This window comes from Luteipulveratus mongoliensis, from assembly GCF_001190945.1.
GTDB lineage: Bacteria > Actinomycetota > Actinomycetes > Actinomycetales > Dermatophilaceae > Luteipulveratus > Luteipulveratus mongoliensis.
Genome location: NZ_CP011112.1, coordinates 4,498,365 through 4,515,430 on the forward strand (window position 1 = coordinate 4,498,365; position 17,066 = coordinate 4,515,430).

10 protein-coding genes are annotated in these 17,066 nt (G+C 67.0%); 3 read left to right on the plus strand and 7 right to left on the minus strand.

Annotated elements, in window-relative coordinates:
- Positions 1-6: 6 nt before the first annotated feature.
- The 4 genes from VV02_RS21330 to VV02_RS21350 all read right to left on the minus strand — a co-directional run bounded on the left by VV02_RS21330 (position 7) and on the right by VV02_RS21350 (position 12,258).
- Positions 7-3,894 carry a DNA-directed RNA polymerase subunit beta' gene (locus VV02_RS21330; RefSeq protein WP_052594872.1) on the minus strand — a complete coding sequence of 1,296 codons (3,888 nt, stop codon included), beginning with the start codon at positions 3,892-3,894 and terminating at the stop codon, positions 7-9.
- Between the two features lie 111 nt (positions 3,895-4,005).
- Complete coding sequence (gene rpoB / locus VV02_RS21335; protein WP_052594873.1) at positions 4,006-7,491, minus strand: DNA-directed RNA polymerase subunit beta; 3,486 nt, start codon at positions 7,489-7,491, stop codon at positions 4,006-4,008.
- Positions 7,492-7,908: 417 nt separating this feature from the next.
- Positions 7,909-11,412, minus strand: coding sequence for an ATP-binding cassette domain-containing protein (locus tag VV02_RS21345; RefSeq protein ID WP_052594877.1), 3,504 nt, complete (start codon positions 11,410-11,412; stop codon positions 7,909-7,911).
- Positions 11,413-11,526: 114 nt separating this feature from the next.
- On the minus strand, positions 11,527-12,258 hold the full coding sequence (locus tag VV02_RS21350; protein ID WP_052594879.1) for a S1 family peptidase: 732 nt from the start codon (positions 12,256-12,258) through the stop codon (positions 11,527-11,529).
- A 286-nt stretch (positions 12,259-12,544) separates the two neighbouring features.
- On the opposite strand from VV02_RS21350, the gene VV02_RS21355 reads away from it, so the two are divergent.
- Complete coding sequence (locus VV02_RS21355) at positions 12,545-13,015, plus strand: hypothetical protein (RefSeq protein ID WP_052594881.1); 471 nt, start codon at positions 12,545-12,547, stop codon at positions 13,013-13,015.
- A gap of 160 nt (positions 13,016-13,175) precedes the next feature.
- Here the strand turns inward: VV02_RS21355 and rplL are convergent, their stop codons facing one another.
- Positions 13,176-13,562 carry a 50S ribosomal protein L7/L12 gene (rplL, locus tag VV02_RS21360; protein WP_052594883.1) on the minus strand — a complete coding sequence of 129 codons (387 nt, stop codon included), beginning with the start codon at positions 13,560-13,562 and terminating at the stop codon, positions 13,176-13,178.
- 67 nt (positions 13,563-13,629) lie between these two features.
- Entirely contained in the window at positions 13,630-14,247 is a 618-nt protein-coding gene (gene rplJ, locus VV02_RS21365) for a 50S ribosomal protein L10 (protein ID WP_052594885.1), read from the minus strand.
- A gap of 336 nt (positions 14,248-14,583) precedes the next feature.
- Between rplJ and VV02_RS21370 the strand changes: the two genes are divergently transcribed.
- Positions 14,584-15,429 (plus strand): hypothetical protein, encoded by an 846-nt coding sequence (locus tag VV02_RS21370; protein ID WP_052594887.1) that lies wholly within the window; start codon positions 14,584-14,586, stop codon positions 15,427-15,429.
- Between the two features lie 2 nt (positions 15,430-15,431).
- Positions 15,432-15,977, plus strand: coding sequence for an RNA polymerase sigma factor (locus VV02_RS21375; protein ID WP_052594889.1), 546 nt, complete (start codon positions 15,432-15,434; stop codon positions 15,975-15,977).
- A gap of 36 nt (positions 15,978-16,013) precedes the next feature.
- Here VV02_RS21375 and VV02_RS21380 read toward each other — a convergent pair whose 3' ends face one another.
- Positions 16,014-17,024, minus strand: a complete 1,011-nt coding sequence (locus VV02_RS21380; protein WP_157063493.1) for an SCO4651 family lipoprotein — start codon at positions 17,022-17,024, stop codon at positions 16,014-16,016.
- Between the last annotated feature and the right edge of the window lie 42 nt (positions 17,025-17,066).

A 17,066-nucleotide genomic window follows, 5' to 3' on the forward strand; every position in this document is an offset into this window, starting at 1 on the left:
TCAGACTCAGTTGTCGGTGAAACCGAGCGACGCGTCGTCCAGGCGGACGGCCTCGCCACTGCCCGGGCCGAAGACCGGGTAGTCGTAGGCCTGGTAGTCCGGCAGGGCGTACAGCGCAGCCTTGGCCTCCTCGGTGGGCTCGACCGTGACGTTGCGGTAGCGCGTCAGGCCGGTACCCGCCGGGATGAGCTTTCCGAGGATGACGTTCTCCTTGAGGCCGAGCAGCGGGTCGCTCTTGGCGTGCATAGCCGCCTCGGTGAGCACTCGCGTCGTCTCCTGGAACGATGCCGCCGACAGCCACGAGTCCGTGGCCAGCGACGCCTTGGTGATACCCATCAGCTCGGGACGACCCGAAGCCGGACGGCCACCCTCGGCCAGCGAACGGCGCGAGGAGTCCTCGAACCGGCCACGCTCGGCCAGCTCGCCCGGAAGCAGGTCGGTGTCACCCGCGTCGATGATCGTCACGCGACGCAGCATCTGCCGCACGATGACCTCGATGTGCTTGTCGTGGATCGACACACCCTGCTGGCGGTACACGCTCTGGACCTCGTCCACGAGGTGCTTCTGCACCTCGCGAGCACCCAGGATGCGCAGCACCTGCTTGGGGTCGATGGCACCCTGCACGAGCAGCGTGCCGACCTCGACGTGCTGGCCGTCCTCGATCAGCAGGCGCGCACGCTTGCTGACCGGGTACGCGTGCTCCTCGGAGCCGTCGTCCGGCGTGAGCAGGATGCGACGAGCCTTGTCCGTCTCCTCCAGCTGTACGCGACCGGTCGCCTCGGCGATCGGCGCAACACCCTTGGGAGTACGAGCCTCGAAGAGCTCCACCACACGCGGCAGACCCTGCGTGATGTCGTCACCAGCCGCACCACCGGTGTGGAAGGTACGCATCGTCAGCTGGGTGCCGGGCTCACCGATCGACTGAGCGGCGATGATGCCGACAGCCTCACCGATGTCGACCAGCAGACCGGTCGCCAGCGACCGTCCGTAGCACTTGGCACAGGTGCCGACGCGGGACTCACAGGTGAGGACCGAACGAACCTTGACTTCCTTCACGCCAGCGGCGAGGAGCTTGTCCAGGTTGACGTCACCCAGGTCAGCGCCACCCGTGGCCAGCACGGTGCCGTCGACCTCGACGTCCTGGGCGAGCGTACGGGCGTAGACCGAGGTCTCCACGTCGTCGTGCTCGACCAGCTCACCGGCCGCGTTGGTCTGCGCGATCGGCATCGTCAGACCGCGATCGGTGCCGCAGTCCTCCTCGCGGATGATGACGTCCTGCGACACGTCGACCAGACGACGGGTCAGGTAACCCGAGTCGGCCGTACGCAGCGCGGTGTCAGCCAGACCCTTACGAGCACCGTGCGTGGAGATGAAGAACTCCAGCACCGACAGGCCCTCGCGGAAGTTGGCCATGATCGGGCGCGGGATGATCTCGCCCTTCGGGTTGGCCATCAGACCACGCATACCCGCAAGCTGACGCAGCTGGAACCAGTTGCCTCGAGCACCCGACGCCACCATGCGGTAGATCGGGTTCTTCTTCGGGAAGTTGTTCTCCATCTCCTTGGAGACGTCGTTCGCAGCCTGCGTCCAGATCTCGATGAGCTCCTGACGACGCTCGTCGTCGGTGATCAGACCGCGGTCGTACTGCTGCTGGACCTTGTTGGCCTTGGCCTCGTAGCCCTCAAGGATCTCGCCCTTGCGACCCGGCATGACGACGTCACCGATGGCGACCGTGGTGCCCGAGCGCGTGGCCCAGTGGAACCCGGTCTCCTTGAGCGCGTCCAGCGAAGCCGCAACCTGCACCTTGCTGTAACGCTCGGCGAGGTCGTTGACGATGGCCGACAGCGTCTTCTTGTCGACCGGCTGGTTCACGTACGCGTAGTCCTCGGGCAGCGTGTCGTTGAAGATCGCGCGACCCAGCGTCGTCTCGACAAGAGCCTCATCGGCCATGCCGTTGTCGCCCAGCTCCACGCCCTCAGGAAGGGCGGCGGTGTCGGACGGCACGAAGTCACGCAGACGGATCTTGACCAGCGAGCCGAGCTCGATCTCACCCGCGTCGAACGCCATCCTTGCCTCGGCGACCGTGGAGAACAGGCGACCGGCGCCCTTGCCCTCGTCGATCGGCGAGGTGAGGTGGAACAGGCCGATGATCATGTCCTGGGTGGGCATGGTCACGGGGCGACCGTCGGCCGGCTTCAGGATGTTGTTCGAGGACAGCATCAGGATGCGCGCCTCGGCCTGTGCCTCTGCGGACAGCGGCACGTGCACGGCCATCTGGTCACCGTCGAAGTCAGCGTTGAACGCCGAGCAGACGAGCGGGTGGATCTGGATGGCCTTACCCTCGACCAGCTGCGGCTCGAAGGCCTGGATGCCCAGACGGTGCAGCGTGGGTGCACGGTTCAGCAGCACCGGGTGCTCGGTGATGACCTCTTCGAGGACGTCCCACACGACCGGACGGGCTCGCTCGACCATGCGCTTGGCCGACTTGATGTTCTGCGCGTGGTCCAGGTCGACCAGACGCTTCATCACGAACGGCTTGAAGAGCTCCAGCGCCATCTGCTTGGGCAGACCACACTGGTGCAGCTTCAGCTGCGGACCGACGACGATGACCGAACGGCCGGAGTAGTCGACGCGCTTACCGAGCAGGTTCTGACGGAAACGACCCTGCTTGCCCTTGAGCATGTCGGACAGCGACTTCAGCGGCCGGTTGCCCGGACCGGTGACCGGACGTCCACGACGGCCGTTGTCGAACAGCGAGTCGACGGCCTCCTGGAGCATCCGCTTCTCGTTGTTGACGATGATCTCCGGCGCACCGAGGTCGAGCAGACGCTTGAGTCGGTTGTTGCGGTTGATCACGCGGCGGTACAGGTCGTTGAGGTCGGAGGTCGCGAAGCGGCCACCATCCAGCTGCACCATCGGACGCAGGTCCGGCGGGATGACCGGGACGCAGTCCAGGACCATGCCCGTGGGGTGGTTCTTGGTGAGCTGGAAGGCCGTGACGACCTTCAGACGCTTCAGCGCACGGGTCTTCTTCTGGCCCTTGCCGGTCGCGATGATCTCGCGCAGGGTCTCGCCCTCGGCGTCCAGGTCGAAGGTCTCCAGGCGCTTCTGCAGTGCAGCGGCGCCCATGCCGCCCTCGAAGTACAGACCGAAACGGTCACGCATCTCGCGGTAGAGGACCTCATCGCCCTCGAGGTCCTGGACCTTGAGGTTCTTGAAGCGGTCCCAGACCTGCTCGAGGCGCTCGATCTGCTGATCGGCGCGCTTGCGCAGCTGGTTCATCTCGCGCTCGGCGGACTCGCGCACCTTGCGGCGGGCGTCAGCCTTGGCGCCCTCCTTCTCGAGCTCGGCCAAGTCAGCCTCGAGCTTGGAAGCGCGGGTGTTGATGTCGCCGTCGCGGCGGTTCTCGATCTCCTTCTTCTCGACCTCGATCTGCGCCTCGAGCGAGGGCAGGTCAGCGTGACGCTGGTCCTCGTCGACAGACGTGATCATGTAGGCCGCGAAGTAGATGACCTTCTCGAGGTCCTTCGGAGCCAGGTCGAGCAGGTAGCCGAGGCGGCTCGGGACACCCTTGAAGTACCAGATGTGCGTGACCGGAGCGGCGAGCTCGATGTGGCCCATCCGCTCACGACGCACGCTCGAGCGAGTGACCTCGACGCCACAACGCTCACAGATGATGCCCTTGAAGCGGACACGCTTGTACTTGCCGCAGTAGCACTCCCAGTCACGGGTCGGACCGAAGATCTTCTCGCAGAAGAGTCCGTCCTTCTCCGGCTTCAGGGTGCGGTAGTTGATGGTCTCGGGCTTCTTGACCTCGCCGTGGCTCCAGGTACGGATGTCCTCAGCGGTGGCCAGGCCAATGCGCAGCTCGTCGAAGAAGTTGACGTCCAGCACAGTTGCTGCCTTCCTTCGTTCTAAGTCTTAAGAGGTCTGAGAGTTGTTAAATGACAGTCTGTTTCGGTGCCGTACGCCGGAGCTGAGCCCCGGCGTACGGCACCGAAGGGATCAGACCTCTTCGACGCTGCTCGGCTCGCGCCGAGACAGGTCAATACCGAGCTCCTCCGCCGCGCGGAAGACCTCCTGGTCGGAGTCACGCAGGTCGATCGTCTGACCGTCGGAGCTGAGCACCTCGACGTTCAGACACAGCGACTGCATCTCCTTGATGAGCACCTTGAAGGACTCGGGAATGCCCGGCTCGGGGATGTTCTCGCCCTTGACGATGGCCTCGTAGACCTTCACGCGACCGTTGACGTCATCGGACTTGATGGTGAGCAGCTCCTGCAGCGCGTACGCCGCGCCGTATGCCTCGAGCGCCCACACCTCCATCTCACCGAATCGCTGACCACCGAACTGCGCCTTACCACCCAGCGGCTGCTGCGTGATCATGGAGTACGGACCGGTCGAGCGGGCGTGGATCTTGTCGTCGACCAGGTGGTGCAGCTTCAGGATGTACATGTAGCCCACGGCCACCGGCTCGGGGAACGGCTCGCCGGAGCGACCGTCGAAGAGCGGCGTCTTGCCGGAGCCATCCACCAGGCGCACACCGTCGCGCGTCGGAGTCGTCGAGTCGAGCAGACCCGTGATCTCGCTCTCGCGAGCACCGTCGAACACCGGCGAGGCGATCCGCGTGAACGGACCGGCCTGACGGGCGTCGGCGGGGATCTTCTCGGCCCACTCCGGCGTGCCCTCGATGTTCCAGCCACGCGAGGCGGCCCAGCCCATGTGCAGCTCGAGCACCTGGCCCGGGTTCATCCGGGAGGGAACACCCAGCGGGTTGAGCACGACGTCGACCGGCGTGCCGTCCTCGAGGAACGGCATGTCCTCCACCGGCAGGATCTTGGCGATGACGCCCTTGTTGCCGTGGCGGCCGGCGAGCTTGTCACCGTCGGTGATCTTGCGCTTGTTGGCGACGTAGACCCGGACCAGCTGGTTGACGCCCGGCGGGAGCTCGTCGCCCTCGTCGCGGTCGAACACCCGGACGCCGATGACCGTGCCGGTCTCGCCGTGCGGCACCTTCATCGAGGTGTCGCGGACCTCACGCGCCTTCTCACCGAAGATGGCGCGCAGCAGGCGCTCCTCCGGCGTCAGCTCGGTCTCACCCTTGGGCGTGACCTTGCCGACGAGCAGGTCGCCGTCACGAACCTCAGCACCGATGCGGATGATGCCGCGCTCGTCCAGGTCCGCGAGGACCTCCTCGGAGACGTTCGGGATGTCCCGAGTGATCTCCTCCGGACCGAGCTTGGTGTCGCGCGCATCGATCTCGTGCTCCTCGATGTGGATCGAGGACAGGACGTCGTCCTGCACGAGACGCTGGCTGAGGATGATGGCGTCCTCGTAGTTGTGGCCCTCCCACGGCATGAATGCCACGAGGAGGTTCTTGCCCAGCGCCATCTCGCCACCGTCGGTCGCAGGACCGTCGGCGATGAAGGTGCCGGCCTCGACGCGGTCACCCGCCTCCACGACGACCCGCTGGTTGTAGCAGGTGCCCTGGTTGGAGCGGGTGAACTTGGCGATGCGGTACGTCTGGCGCGTGCCGTCGTCGTTGGCGATCGTCACCAGGTCGGCCGAGACCTCCTCGACGACACCGGCCTTCGTGGCGCGAACCACGTCACCGGAGTCGAGCGCGGTGCGGTACTCGATGCCCGTGCCGACCAGCGGCGCCTCGGACTTGACCAGCGGGACAGCCTGACGCTGCATGTTGGCGCCCATGAGCGCACGGTTGGCGTCGTCGTGCTCCAGGAACGGGATCAGCGCGGTCGCGGCCGAGACCATCTGGCGCGCGGACACGTCCATGTAGTCGACCTCTTCGGCCGGGACGTCGCTGGCCTCTCCACCCTTGGTGCGGACCAGTACGAGGTCCTCGGCGAAGTGGTTGTCCTGCGTCAGCGGCGCGTTGGCCTGCGCGATGACGAACTCGTCCTCTTCGTCCGCCGACAGGTAGTCGACCTCGTCGCTGACCTTGCCCTTGGAGACCTTGCGGTACGGGGTCTCGACGAAGCCGAACGCGTTGATGCGACCGAACGTCGCCAGCGAGCCGATCAGACCGATGTTGGGACCCTCAGGGGTCTCGATCGGGCACATGCGGCCGTAGTGCGACGGGTGAACGTCACGGACCTCCATGCCGGCGCGGTCACGGGACAGACCACCCGGACCCAGCGCGGAGAGACGACGCTTGTTCGTCAGGCCGGCCAGCGGGTTGTTCTGGTCCATGAACTGCGACATCTGGCTGGTGCCGAAGAACTCCTTGATGGAGGCAACGACGGGCCGGATGTTGATCAGCGTCTGCGGCGTGATGGCCTCGACGTCCTGCGTGGTCATGCGCTCGCGGACGACGCGCTCCATGCGGGACAGACCCGTGCGGACCTGGTTCTGGATGAGCTCGCCGACGTTGCGGACACGACGGTTGCCGAAGTGGTCGATGTCGTCGACCTCGACGCGGAACTCGGCCGGCTGACCGTCACGCACACCAGGCATCGTCGTCTCGCCGGCGTGCAGCGAGACGAGGTACTTGATGGTGGCGACGATGTCGTCGATACCGAGCACCGACTCGCTCAGCGGCGCCTGGACACCCAGCTTCTTGTTCAGCTTGTAGCGACCGACCTTGGCCAGGTCGTAGCGCTTGCCGTTGAAGTAGAGGTTGTCCAGCAGCGTCTGAGCGGCCTCCTTGGTGGGCGGCTCTCCCGGACGCAGCTTGCGGTAGATGTCCAGCAGCGCCTCGTCCTGACCAGCGGTGTGGTCCTTTTCGAGGGTCTGGCGCATCGACTCGTACTCGCCGAACTCCTCGAGGATCTGCGCCTCGGTCCAGCCGAGCGCCTTGAGGAGCACCGTGACCGACTGCTTGCGCTTGCGGTCGACGCGCACGCCGACCAGGTCGCGCTTGTCGATCTCGAACTCCAGCCAGGCACCGCGGCTCGGAATCACCTTGGTGGTGTAGATGTCCTTGTCGGACGTCTTGTCGATGGAGCGCTCGAAGTAGACGCCCGGGCTGCGGACGAGCTGCGAGACCACGACACGCTCGGTGCCGTTGATGATGAAGGTGCCTCGGTCGGTCATGAGCGGGAAGTCGCCCATGAAGACGGTCTGGCTCTTGATCTCACCAGTCGTGGTGTTCATGAACTCCGCTGTCACGAACAGCGGAGCGGCATAGGTCATGTCCCGGTCTTTGCACTCATCGATCGAGTACTTGATGTCCTCGAACCGGTGATCGCGGAACGAGAGGGACATCGAACCGGAGAAATCCTCGATCGGGGAGATCTCCTCGAAGATGTCCTCGAGGCCGGAGCGCTCGGGGACATCGACCCGACCGGCATCCTTTGCAGCGGCAACGCGAGCCTGCCAGCGCTCGTTGCCGAGCAGCCAGTCGAAGCTCTCCGTCTGGAGCGCAAGGAGGTCGGGGATCTCAAGGGGTTCGCGGATCTTGGCGAACGAAAGGCGGCCGGAAGCCGTCTTCGCAGAGGACAGAGTCTGAGTCGCGGTACGCGAGGCAGCCAACGAGGGGTCCTTCCACAAGGCCTTACTGAGCGGCGGTCAGCGAAGCCCTATCGAGCACATCCCCTGCGTCGGCCGTGGGGCAGCACGACGACGACAGCACCTGCTGGATCGCCGGGAACGGTCGGCCCCCGGGCATAAACCAGTTGGTACTGATGGTCAAAGGGTGAGCGAAGACAAGGCAGCGCAAAGCAACAGCATAACCCAGAAAGGGGACCATGTCTAGGCGCGGCTCATCGGCCGGCGCCTCGGCCCGGACACCGCCACCCGCTCCCCCAAGCAGGTGACGCGTCGAGGATGGACCCGGCAGGTGTCCCAGGTCAAGGGATACTGCGGTTCTGGGCGCGTCGACGTGGTTCACAGCGGCCTCGCAACAGGGTCGTCACGAACGTCTGCGGCCACCGGCGTCCAGCAGCTTCCTCAGCCTGCCAACCTTCCGAAACGGGCTTCGAGCTCGGTCCAGGGCCCGATCGCCTCGACCCGCCCCTGGTGGAGCACGACGACGCGGTCGGCCTGCGCGAGAGCAGCCCGCTTGGACGTGGCGCCGATGACGGTGGCCGATCGCGCTCGCAGGGCCGTCCACAGCTCCAGCTCCGTCGCGGCATCGAGCGCGCTGGACACGTCGTCGGCGAGCAAGAGCTCGGCATCGGCCGCCAGCGCACGGGCCAGCGCGAGACGTTGCACCTGCCCACCTGAGAGCCGTAGACCGCGCTGTCCGACCACAGCGTGCGCACCGCCCGCCGCCTCGACGTCCACGGCAAGCCGGGCATCCGCGACCGGCTGCTCGAACGCGCGCTCGGCGTGCCCGAGCCGCACGTTGTCGACGAAGGTGCCGGAGAAGACGCGGGGAACTTGCGCGACGTAAGCGACTCTTCCCGGCCGCAGGAACGTCTCGGCATCCGTGACCGGCTCACCGTTCCAGGTGAGGGAACCCGTGTGATGCACGAGTCCGGCCAAGGCGCGCAGAAGGCTCGACTTGCCGGAGCCCACCTGGCCGAGCAGCAGGACGAGCTCACCGCGACGCACGGTGAGATCAACACCGTTGACGCCGATCGTGCCGTCCTCGTGCAGCACGTCGACGTCGCGCAGGGCGATCTCGTGGAGCCGTACGGCCGGGCTCGGTGGCGCATCGGGTGCGGCTCCCGTGAGCAGGTCGATGTCGTCCGGGACGTCCATCAGGTCGGCCCCGCCCGCGAACGCCGACGTCGCCTGCTGCCAGGCGCGCGTGCCCGGTGCCTCGGTGACGACCGCTCCTGCCACCCGCCCGAACCAGTCGAAGCCATTGACGGCGCCGACCACGAGAAGGGTCGTCGCGAGACCCCAGACGCCGTTGACGAACGCGGCCCAGGCCGCAACGGCTCCGGCCTGCACCATGATGCTCGGCACGCCGTCGAGTACGGCCTGCACACGGTGCTCGCTCACGGCCGCCTCGACGCGGCCACCGTCGACCCGCTGCAGGTGAGCGTGCACCTCCGGCGTACGACCCGCGAGCTTCACGGTCCGTGCCGACTCCAGCGACGAGACCAGCGAACGGCCGAATCGCGCTCGTGCTGTTGAGGATTGAGCCGCCGTACGGCCTGCTATCGGCCGGCCGAGCACGGATGCGCCCGACGCCGCGACCATCACCGCGAGGAGCACCAGCCCGGCGACGTAGGTGCCGGCTGCCACGGCGGTGACCACGACGATCACCAAGCCGTTGATGAAGTCGATCCAGCGGTCGGCGTACCGGGCATAACGATCAGCATCCATGGCGCGCGCCACCACCTCGCCGGCCGGCGCTGGAGGCAGGCGATGCTGCGCGGTCTGGCCGCGCAGCACCGACATCCGGGTCCGCAGCAGCACCTCCACCCACCAGCGTGGGTAGAGACCGATCGCGACGGCGAGGAGGTAAGGGCCGAGCAGCAGGGCCGTAACGAGGAGCCCGATGAGCCACACGTGGGTGGTGCCGTCGCGCAGGTCCACGACCACGTGTCCCCAGAGGAGACCGGTGAGCGCGCCGACCGAGCCGAGCAGCGCAGACGCAGCGAAGAGACCGACGGCCAGCAAGCCCCAGCCAGGGCGAACGCGCAGCGCGTTCCACACTCCGCGCGCGAGGCTGGCGCCAGGTCCGACATCGCGCACCGCAGGGGCGGGACCGGTGCGCCGGACACCACCGACCTCCGCCGCCTCGGTCTCGGTGGCGTGCTCCTCGGTGGCGGCGGCCTCCCAGAGCGTCCGGAAAGGCCCGTGCTGCGAGCGCATCGCCTGCATCGGGCCGGCCTGCACGACACGGCCACGCTCGAGGACCGCGACGTGCTCCGCGCGTCGGGTCGTCGAGAGTCGGTGCGCCACGAGGATGCCCGTGCGATGCGCCAGCAACCGGTCGGAGGCGGCCACCACGCGGGCCTCGGTGACGGGGTCCATCCGGGCGGTGGCTTCATCGAGGATGACCACTCGTACGTCGCGTACGAGCAGCCGGGCGAACGCGACCAGCTGCTCCTCACCGGCCGAGAGGGACGTACCGGACGGTCCGAGGACGGTGTCCAGCCCCTCCGGGAGATGGGCGACCCACTCGGTGAGGCCGAGCTCGTCGACGGCGGCCTCCACGTGGGCTCGGTCGATCGCCGCGAACAACGTGATGTTCTGCTCGAGCGTGCCGGCCATGATGTCGGTCCGCTGGGTTACGACGCCGACAGCAGTGCGCAGCTGCTGCAGATCGAGGTCGAGGACGTCAACGCCGCCGATCAGCACCGTCCCTGGCTGCGGGTTCACCGCCCGCGACACCAGCGACGCGAGGGTGGACTTGCCCGATCCTGTACGACCGACCAGGGCCATCGTTTGACCGTGTGGGACGTGCAGATCGATGTCACGAAGAGCGAATCCGCCTTCGTCATAAGCGAATTCGAGGTCACGGAACTCTAGGTCGAGGTCTCCGTCGGGCATCGGCGCGCCACCGACGGGCTCCGGCTCGACCGACAGCATCTGACGAAGTCGGACGAGCGCACCCAGACCGGCCTGCAGGTCGGGCAGGTGCTGGGCGACGTTGTTGATCTGCCCGACGAACAGGCTCGTGACCAGGAACAGCGTCACCAGGCGGGCCACGGTCAGGTCGCCCGCCACGACCATCGCGGCACCGGCGACGACGATGCCGGCCAGCGCGGCATGCAGGATGACGCCGGCCCGCATCAGGAGCGATCGCTCGAGACGGAGGACGCTGAGGAAGCGCTCGTGCACCAGGGCGGACAGCTGCGCAACCCGGCGGACAGCGAACGACTGGCCGAGGCTCGTACGCAGGTCGTCGCGGCCGGCGATGCTCTCCTCGAGTGCGGCAGCGTGATCGGTCCAGGCCATCTCCTCGACGACCTTGCGCTCGGAGATCTGCGGCAGCAGCCGGCGGATGGCCGGCCAGATCAGGAGTGCGGTGGCGGGAAAGATTAGCCAAGCCGGCCACCACGTCAGGCCCGCGATGATCCACATCGGGATCACGCCGAACCCAGCACGCAGGAGGCCCCACACCTGTTGCCGCGTCAGGGTGCCGACCTCGTGGGTGTCGTCGTCGACGCGGTCCAGGACCTCGCCGACCGCCTGCTCTGACAGCGCCCCCAGTGGCTGACGTAGGGCAGCGCTCAGCAGGTCACCACGGAGCGCGCCCTCAGCACGATCGACGACCGCCGCCCACGCCACCTGCCCGATCGTCGCGAGCACCGCTCCACCGACGACGGCGACCGCGAGAAGGACGACCAGCGAGCCGGTCGGGTCGGTCGTCAGCCGGCCGGCGACCACGGTGCCGAGCGCCTGCCCGGCCACACCGAAGGCGAGCGCCGTGAGCGCGAAAGCTGCTGCTGGCGTACGCAGGCGTCGCCAGCTCACCTCCCGGGACGGATCGTCCACGGCAGGTCGAGGCGGGTGAGGGGTTGTCGCGGTCCGACGATCGGTGGTGGTCATCGTTTGCTCACGCTATGCGTGGGCGCAGACAGGGCGCCTCCCAATTTCCACCGGCCGGGCGACCCCCGAGCAATGCAGCGGCCCCTCCGGTCGAAACCGGAGGGGCCGCCGACGTCAGACGCCGGAGGTGGACTTGATCCAGCTGCGACTGTCGGTCAGGTTGGCGTAGTTGGACCCGGCGTGGATGTCCGAGCCCGGGTCGGCCGTGTCGCCGGTGGAGCAGACACCGACGATCTTGCCGTCGACGAACAGCGGGCCGCCCGAGTCGCCGTGGTTGGACGCACCGTCCTCACCGAGGACGTGCACAGCCTTGCCGTCGTACGCATCGGTGCTCGCACCGTCGATGTTGACCGTCGCCTTGTACAGCCAGTCCGGGTCCTGCTTGTCGGCACGGAGACCGTAGCCCCAGATCTCACCCGTGCCGCCCGACGGGGAGTACGAGTCGGCAAGGGGGGCGTACTCGTTGAGCTCCTTGTCCGTGCCCAGCTTGACCAGTCCGACGTCCCCCGAGGACGACGCCTGGAAATCGCTGGCCACGACGGCCTCACCGCGGTTGGCGGTGTCGTTGCTGTAGTAGACGTTCATCGAGGTGGTGCCGTCGACGCAGTGCTTGGCGGTCAGCACCCAGCCGGCCGAGATGGCCTCGCCCGTGCAGCCGTACGTGCCACCGTCCTGCTTGAAGACGAGCTGCACGATGTAGGGCGAGTCGGCTTTGCTGCCACCCACGATGTTCGACGTCCTGGGGCCGTCGTCGCCGGTGGGCGCGGCGTGCGCGGCCGTCACGCCGGCCGCGGAGAGCGCCAGTGCGCCGGCGGTGCCGACGATGGCGCGAAGAGTCCTGCTCATGGTGCTGATCCTTTGGTTGTCGGGACGTCAAGGACGGCCGAGGGATGACCTGCGACCGCGCACCAGGACTATCGAGAACTCCATGGGAAAACGATGGGTTATGGCAAGCCCAGAACGACTTGACTGATCACTGACCCAGCGCTGCCCGGGAGGACAGGGTGATCGGTAACAGTTCACAGCGAACGTCCACCGAACGACCAGCGCCTTTGCGGGGATCGAGGGTCACTCCGGATCGATCAGGGACGATGGGTGCCTCGATCAGAGACGCCCTGCGGAAGGACAGACGATGAGTGAGCCCACAGCACTGGACGGCGAGGCCAAGCAACGGATCAACGCGGCACTCAGGGCTCGCGCCGAACGTGAGGTCAGCTCCTCGCGTGAGGCTGTCGCGGACGAGCACGCCGCCGCGGACCTGGACCAGGACTCGTCGTACGCCGTCGATGATCTCTCCCAGTCGGACGAGGCGGGTGACCTGTCCGGCCTCTACGGAGGGGCCGAGGAGCGCGAGAAGGGCGTCCTGAAGATCCTCGATGCGCTCGACTTCGGCCTTCAGACGACGGTGGTCCCGGGTGCGGTCGTCGCCTTCGGCGGTGACCACTACGTGGTGGGCGTCGCGGCTGACGCGATCGAGGTCGACGGTGTGACCTACGAAGGAATCTCTGCCGACTCCCCCGTCTTCGAGGCCATCAAGGGCCTCAGCGCTGGCGACACGTTCACGGTCAACGGCCAGGAGCACCGGCTCGACGTGGTCGCCTGACCCGGCGGGCGGCGTACAGACAACGCAGAAGCGGGACCGACCAGTGGTCGGTCCCGCTTCGCAGAGATGATCTAACTGATCACTCTTGATGAGACTCCTCCTCCGGCCGAGGTCGCAAGCTCCCTCGGTCCGGCATCGTCGTCTCTTCTAGAAGTCAGTCTTACTTGAGCTCGACGGAGGCGCCGGCGCCCTCGAGGGCCTCCTTGGCCTTCTCCGCCGCAGCCTTGTCGACCTTCTCCAGGACGGGCTTGGGGGCGCCGTCCACGAGGTCCTTGGCCTCCTTCAGGCCGAGGGAGGTCAGCGCGCGGACCTCCTTGATGACCTGGATCTTCTTGTCGCCGGCACCCGTGAGGATGACGTCGAACTCGTCCTGCTCGGCGGCGGCCTCGCCGGCGCCGGCGGCCGGACCGGCCGCGCCCGCAACGGCAACGGGGGCCGCGGCGGTGACGTTGAAGGTGTCCTCGAACTGCTTCACGAACTCGGAGAGCTCGATGAGGGTCATGTCCTTGAAGGCCTCAAGGAGCTCGTCGGTGCTGAGCTTCGCCATGGTGGCGTCCTTTCCATTCATGCCGTGAGTGGCGTTGTGTTTGCTGCTGATTCGGCGTGAGCCGAGATCAGCTGTCGTCGCCACCCTCGGCGACGTCGGTGGTGGCTGCCTCGTCGGCAGCCGGTGCCTCCTCCGCAGCGGCCGGAGCCTCTGCGGTGGTGGCGGGTCCCTCGGCCTCGACCTTGACGCGCAGCGCATCGACCACGCGGGCCGTCTGCGACAGCGGGGCCGCGAAGAGGTAGACCGCCTGGCTGAGCGAGGCGTTCATGGCGCCTGCCAGCTTGGCGAGCAGGGTCTCGCGAGACTCGAGGCTCGCGAGCTTGGTGATCTCCTCAGCAGAGAGCGGGTTGCCGTCCAGCACGCCGCTCTTGATGACGAGGTTGGGGTTGTCCTTGGCGAAGTCACGCAGGCCCTTGGCCGTCTCCACCGGGTCACCGGTGACGAAGACGATCGCGGACGGACCCTCGAGCTGGCCGTCGAAAGCGGTGACTCCCGCTGCCTCGGCAGCACGCTTGGTCAGCGTGTTCTTCACCACGGAGTAAGTCGCGTGCTCACGGATGGAGTTGCGCAGCTCAGTGAGCTGGGCCACGGACAAGCCGCGGTACTCCGTCAGCACGGCCGCGCTCGAGTCACGAAACTTGTCCGTGAGCTCAGCGATCGCCACATTCTTGTCGGACTTCGCCATGCGGGCCTCCTTCCGGGTGAGTGCCGGTCGATCCGGGCCCAGACATGAAGAGAGCCCCGGCGCAGATGCGCGGGGCTCAGTCAGCGGGAAACCCGCCTGACGTCGCAGGCGATCACTCGCCGTGCTGCCTAGCTCACCTGTGCTGGTCGCTCGCTCCTGGCGAGGCCTTCGATCGCGGTCCTTGCGGACCTCGACAACCGGCGGTCATTGGTAGGCCTCAGGGTACGGGTGGGCGCGGGCTGAGACCAAATCGAGCCGGTCGTACGACGTGGGTCACGTCAAGTGACGTCCGCAGCGTCCTACTCCCCAGAGACACTACTGACCGGGGAGGAACCGATGAGCGACTCAGATCTGCACGAGCTCGAGGACCGGCTGCGCTCCGAGTACGACGCGTGGTCACCAGCGGAGCCCGACCGTGCGGCGCTCGTAGGGCGAGCCCGTGAGCGGGCCGGCGCACTGCGCCGAAGGCGGACGATAGCCACCGGCGCGGTCGCCGTCGGTGGAGTGGCCGCGATCACCGCCGCTTCCGTATTCGCCGGCCAGCTCTCACGGGACAGCACCTCGATCCGGCCCGGCTCGCGAATCAGTTCAGTCACCGAGACACGGTCAGCTCCCCTGGACGCCGCCACGCTGCTGCCTCACGCCAGCCAGTTGGAGGGGATGCAGTACCACGCGACCACGGCGCCCGGAGCACGCAATACGGACACGTCACAGGTGAGAGCCGGCCGCGAGCCCAAGGTCGCCGGCCAGATATGTGGCGGCCGGAATACGGGTCATCCCGTGCCGATCAGCTCGATCAACGATTGGACGAGCTCGAGTCCAGCGATGTACTTCGCCATGAACGCCATCGCGCGGTACGCGTGGGCGGACGCGCCCATCGCGTTTGATGAGGCCAAGCGAAAAGCCTCCCCATGTTCCTGGAGTGCTAAGGACAACGCCGGCGTGATCAGTGACGTGACCATCGGAATCGTGCCGGAGGCTCCTTCGACTGATTCCTTCACCGTCACCCAGTTCCGTGGACGGTCCGTCACCGTGGTCCGTCGCGTCGAGGGATACATCGTCAGCTCGGTGTTCACGAACAACCTCTCGGGTTCCACACCGACACGGACACTTCGCCTCAAAGCTCTTGAGGCCACCAACGTCATGGCGACAAACCTCAGGGCTCAGGGGTTGGTGAAGTGACCATGGGACTGTTCGCTCGCCGTACGCCCAACGAGACTGCGCTCACGGAGCTGCTCGACCGGGACCTGACTCGCCTCTTCGGACTGGCGATGTCCATGACCGGCAACCGGTACGACGCGGAGGACCTGGTCCAGGAGACGCTCGCGAAGGTCATCGACAAGTGGGACCAGGTGGACGCGAGCACCAACCCGGGCGCCTACGTACGACGCATGCTCGCCAACACCTACATCTCGCAGCGGCGCAGGTTCGCCAGTCATGAGGTCGTCTCCGACGACGCGGTGTCCGGAGGACTTCGAGCGGTGCCCGACCCACAGGAGCGGCTGGTCGATCGCGATCTGCTGCGCTCCATGGTGACCACGCTGCCTCGCCAGCAGCGGGTGATCGTGGCGCTGCGCTACTACGAGGACCAGTCGGTCAAGGAAGTCGCGCAGATCATGGAGATCTCCGAGGCCGCCGTGCGCAGCAGCTGCCACAAGGCCCTGACCTCTCTGCGCGAACGCGCTCGATCGCAGCCAGGCGTCACCCAGCCGCAGGTCCGGGGCGCCTGACAGCTGGGGTCACCACTCGGCGTGCGACGGCCGGGGTCATGGACAGGTCGCCTCACACGTGGGCACCGCATCCGGGTCATACGATCCGCTGCCGGTCTCCGAGTCCGGACCAGGCATGCGAGCGAAGGCCTTGTCGGCAGATTCGACCTGGCTCGCGGGCGGCTGGATGATCGAGAACGGCACTCCCCACCGGGTGTAGCTGATCGTCATGGAGTCAGGCATGTCCTTGTCCTCTGCTGACTCATCGCCAACCGCCTTGAGGACGTCTGCGACAGAGCCGAAGTCGACCGTGACCTTGACCAGTCGGTCCTGCTGGTCGAGCCAGAAGCGGTAGCCAACGTGCTTGCCCGCCGTCTTCTTGCGTACGGTCGCCAGCTCGCGCTTCATCTCGGGGTCGTTAGCGCCTCCCAGCAACTTCACCGCCGAGAGCTGCTGCTCCAGCACGAGCGAGAACGGCACCTTGGCGGCGTACCGCGTCGTGCGGACTCCGCCGACCAGCTCCGGGCCTTCCGACGTCGACTGGGTGTGGCGCATCAGCTCCAGCTGCGCGCCCGGACCTTGGCCGGCTGCTCCCTGCAGGGAGGCGAAGCCGATCTGGGCGAACGGGTTCTTGGACGAGGCGTCGATGCGGATCCACTTCTTGCTGATCTCCGGGCTCTTCATGAAGATGACGCCGTCGATGACTCGCATCTCGTCGCCGCGCCCCATGTCCATCCGCAGGTCGTTGCGCGTGGGGCTGACGATGAGCTGATCCAGCCGCATGTCCTCGTCGCCGGCCGGGGCGTCCATGACGACCCGGACGTACTTCGCCTTGGCCATGGCCGCGTTCACTCGAGTGAAGAGCGCGGTCGAGTCGACCTTCTGGCCGGCGGTGGGCGGTGCCGGCGGCGTCGCCCGGACAGCGGTGGCCGTCGCGGTTGGCGACGCCTTCGTCGTACGGCTCGGCCCCGCACCCGGTGCAGACACGTCACCGCAGGCGGCGAGCGCTGTGACGACGGTGAGTGCGAGCGCTGGAGCGGCCACTCGGCGTACGACAGATCGACTCATTGGTGGACCCCCACTTCACGGGACGACCGGGTGAGGCCGGTC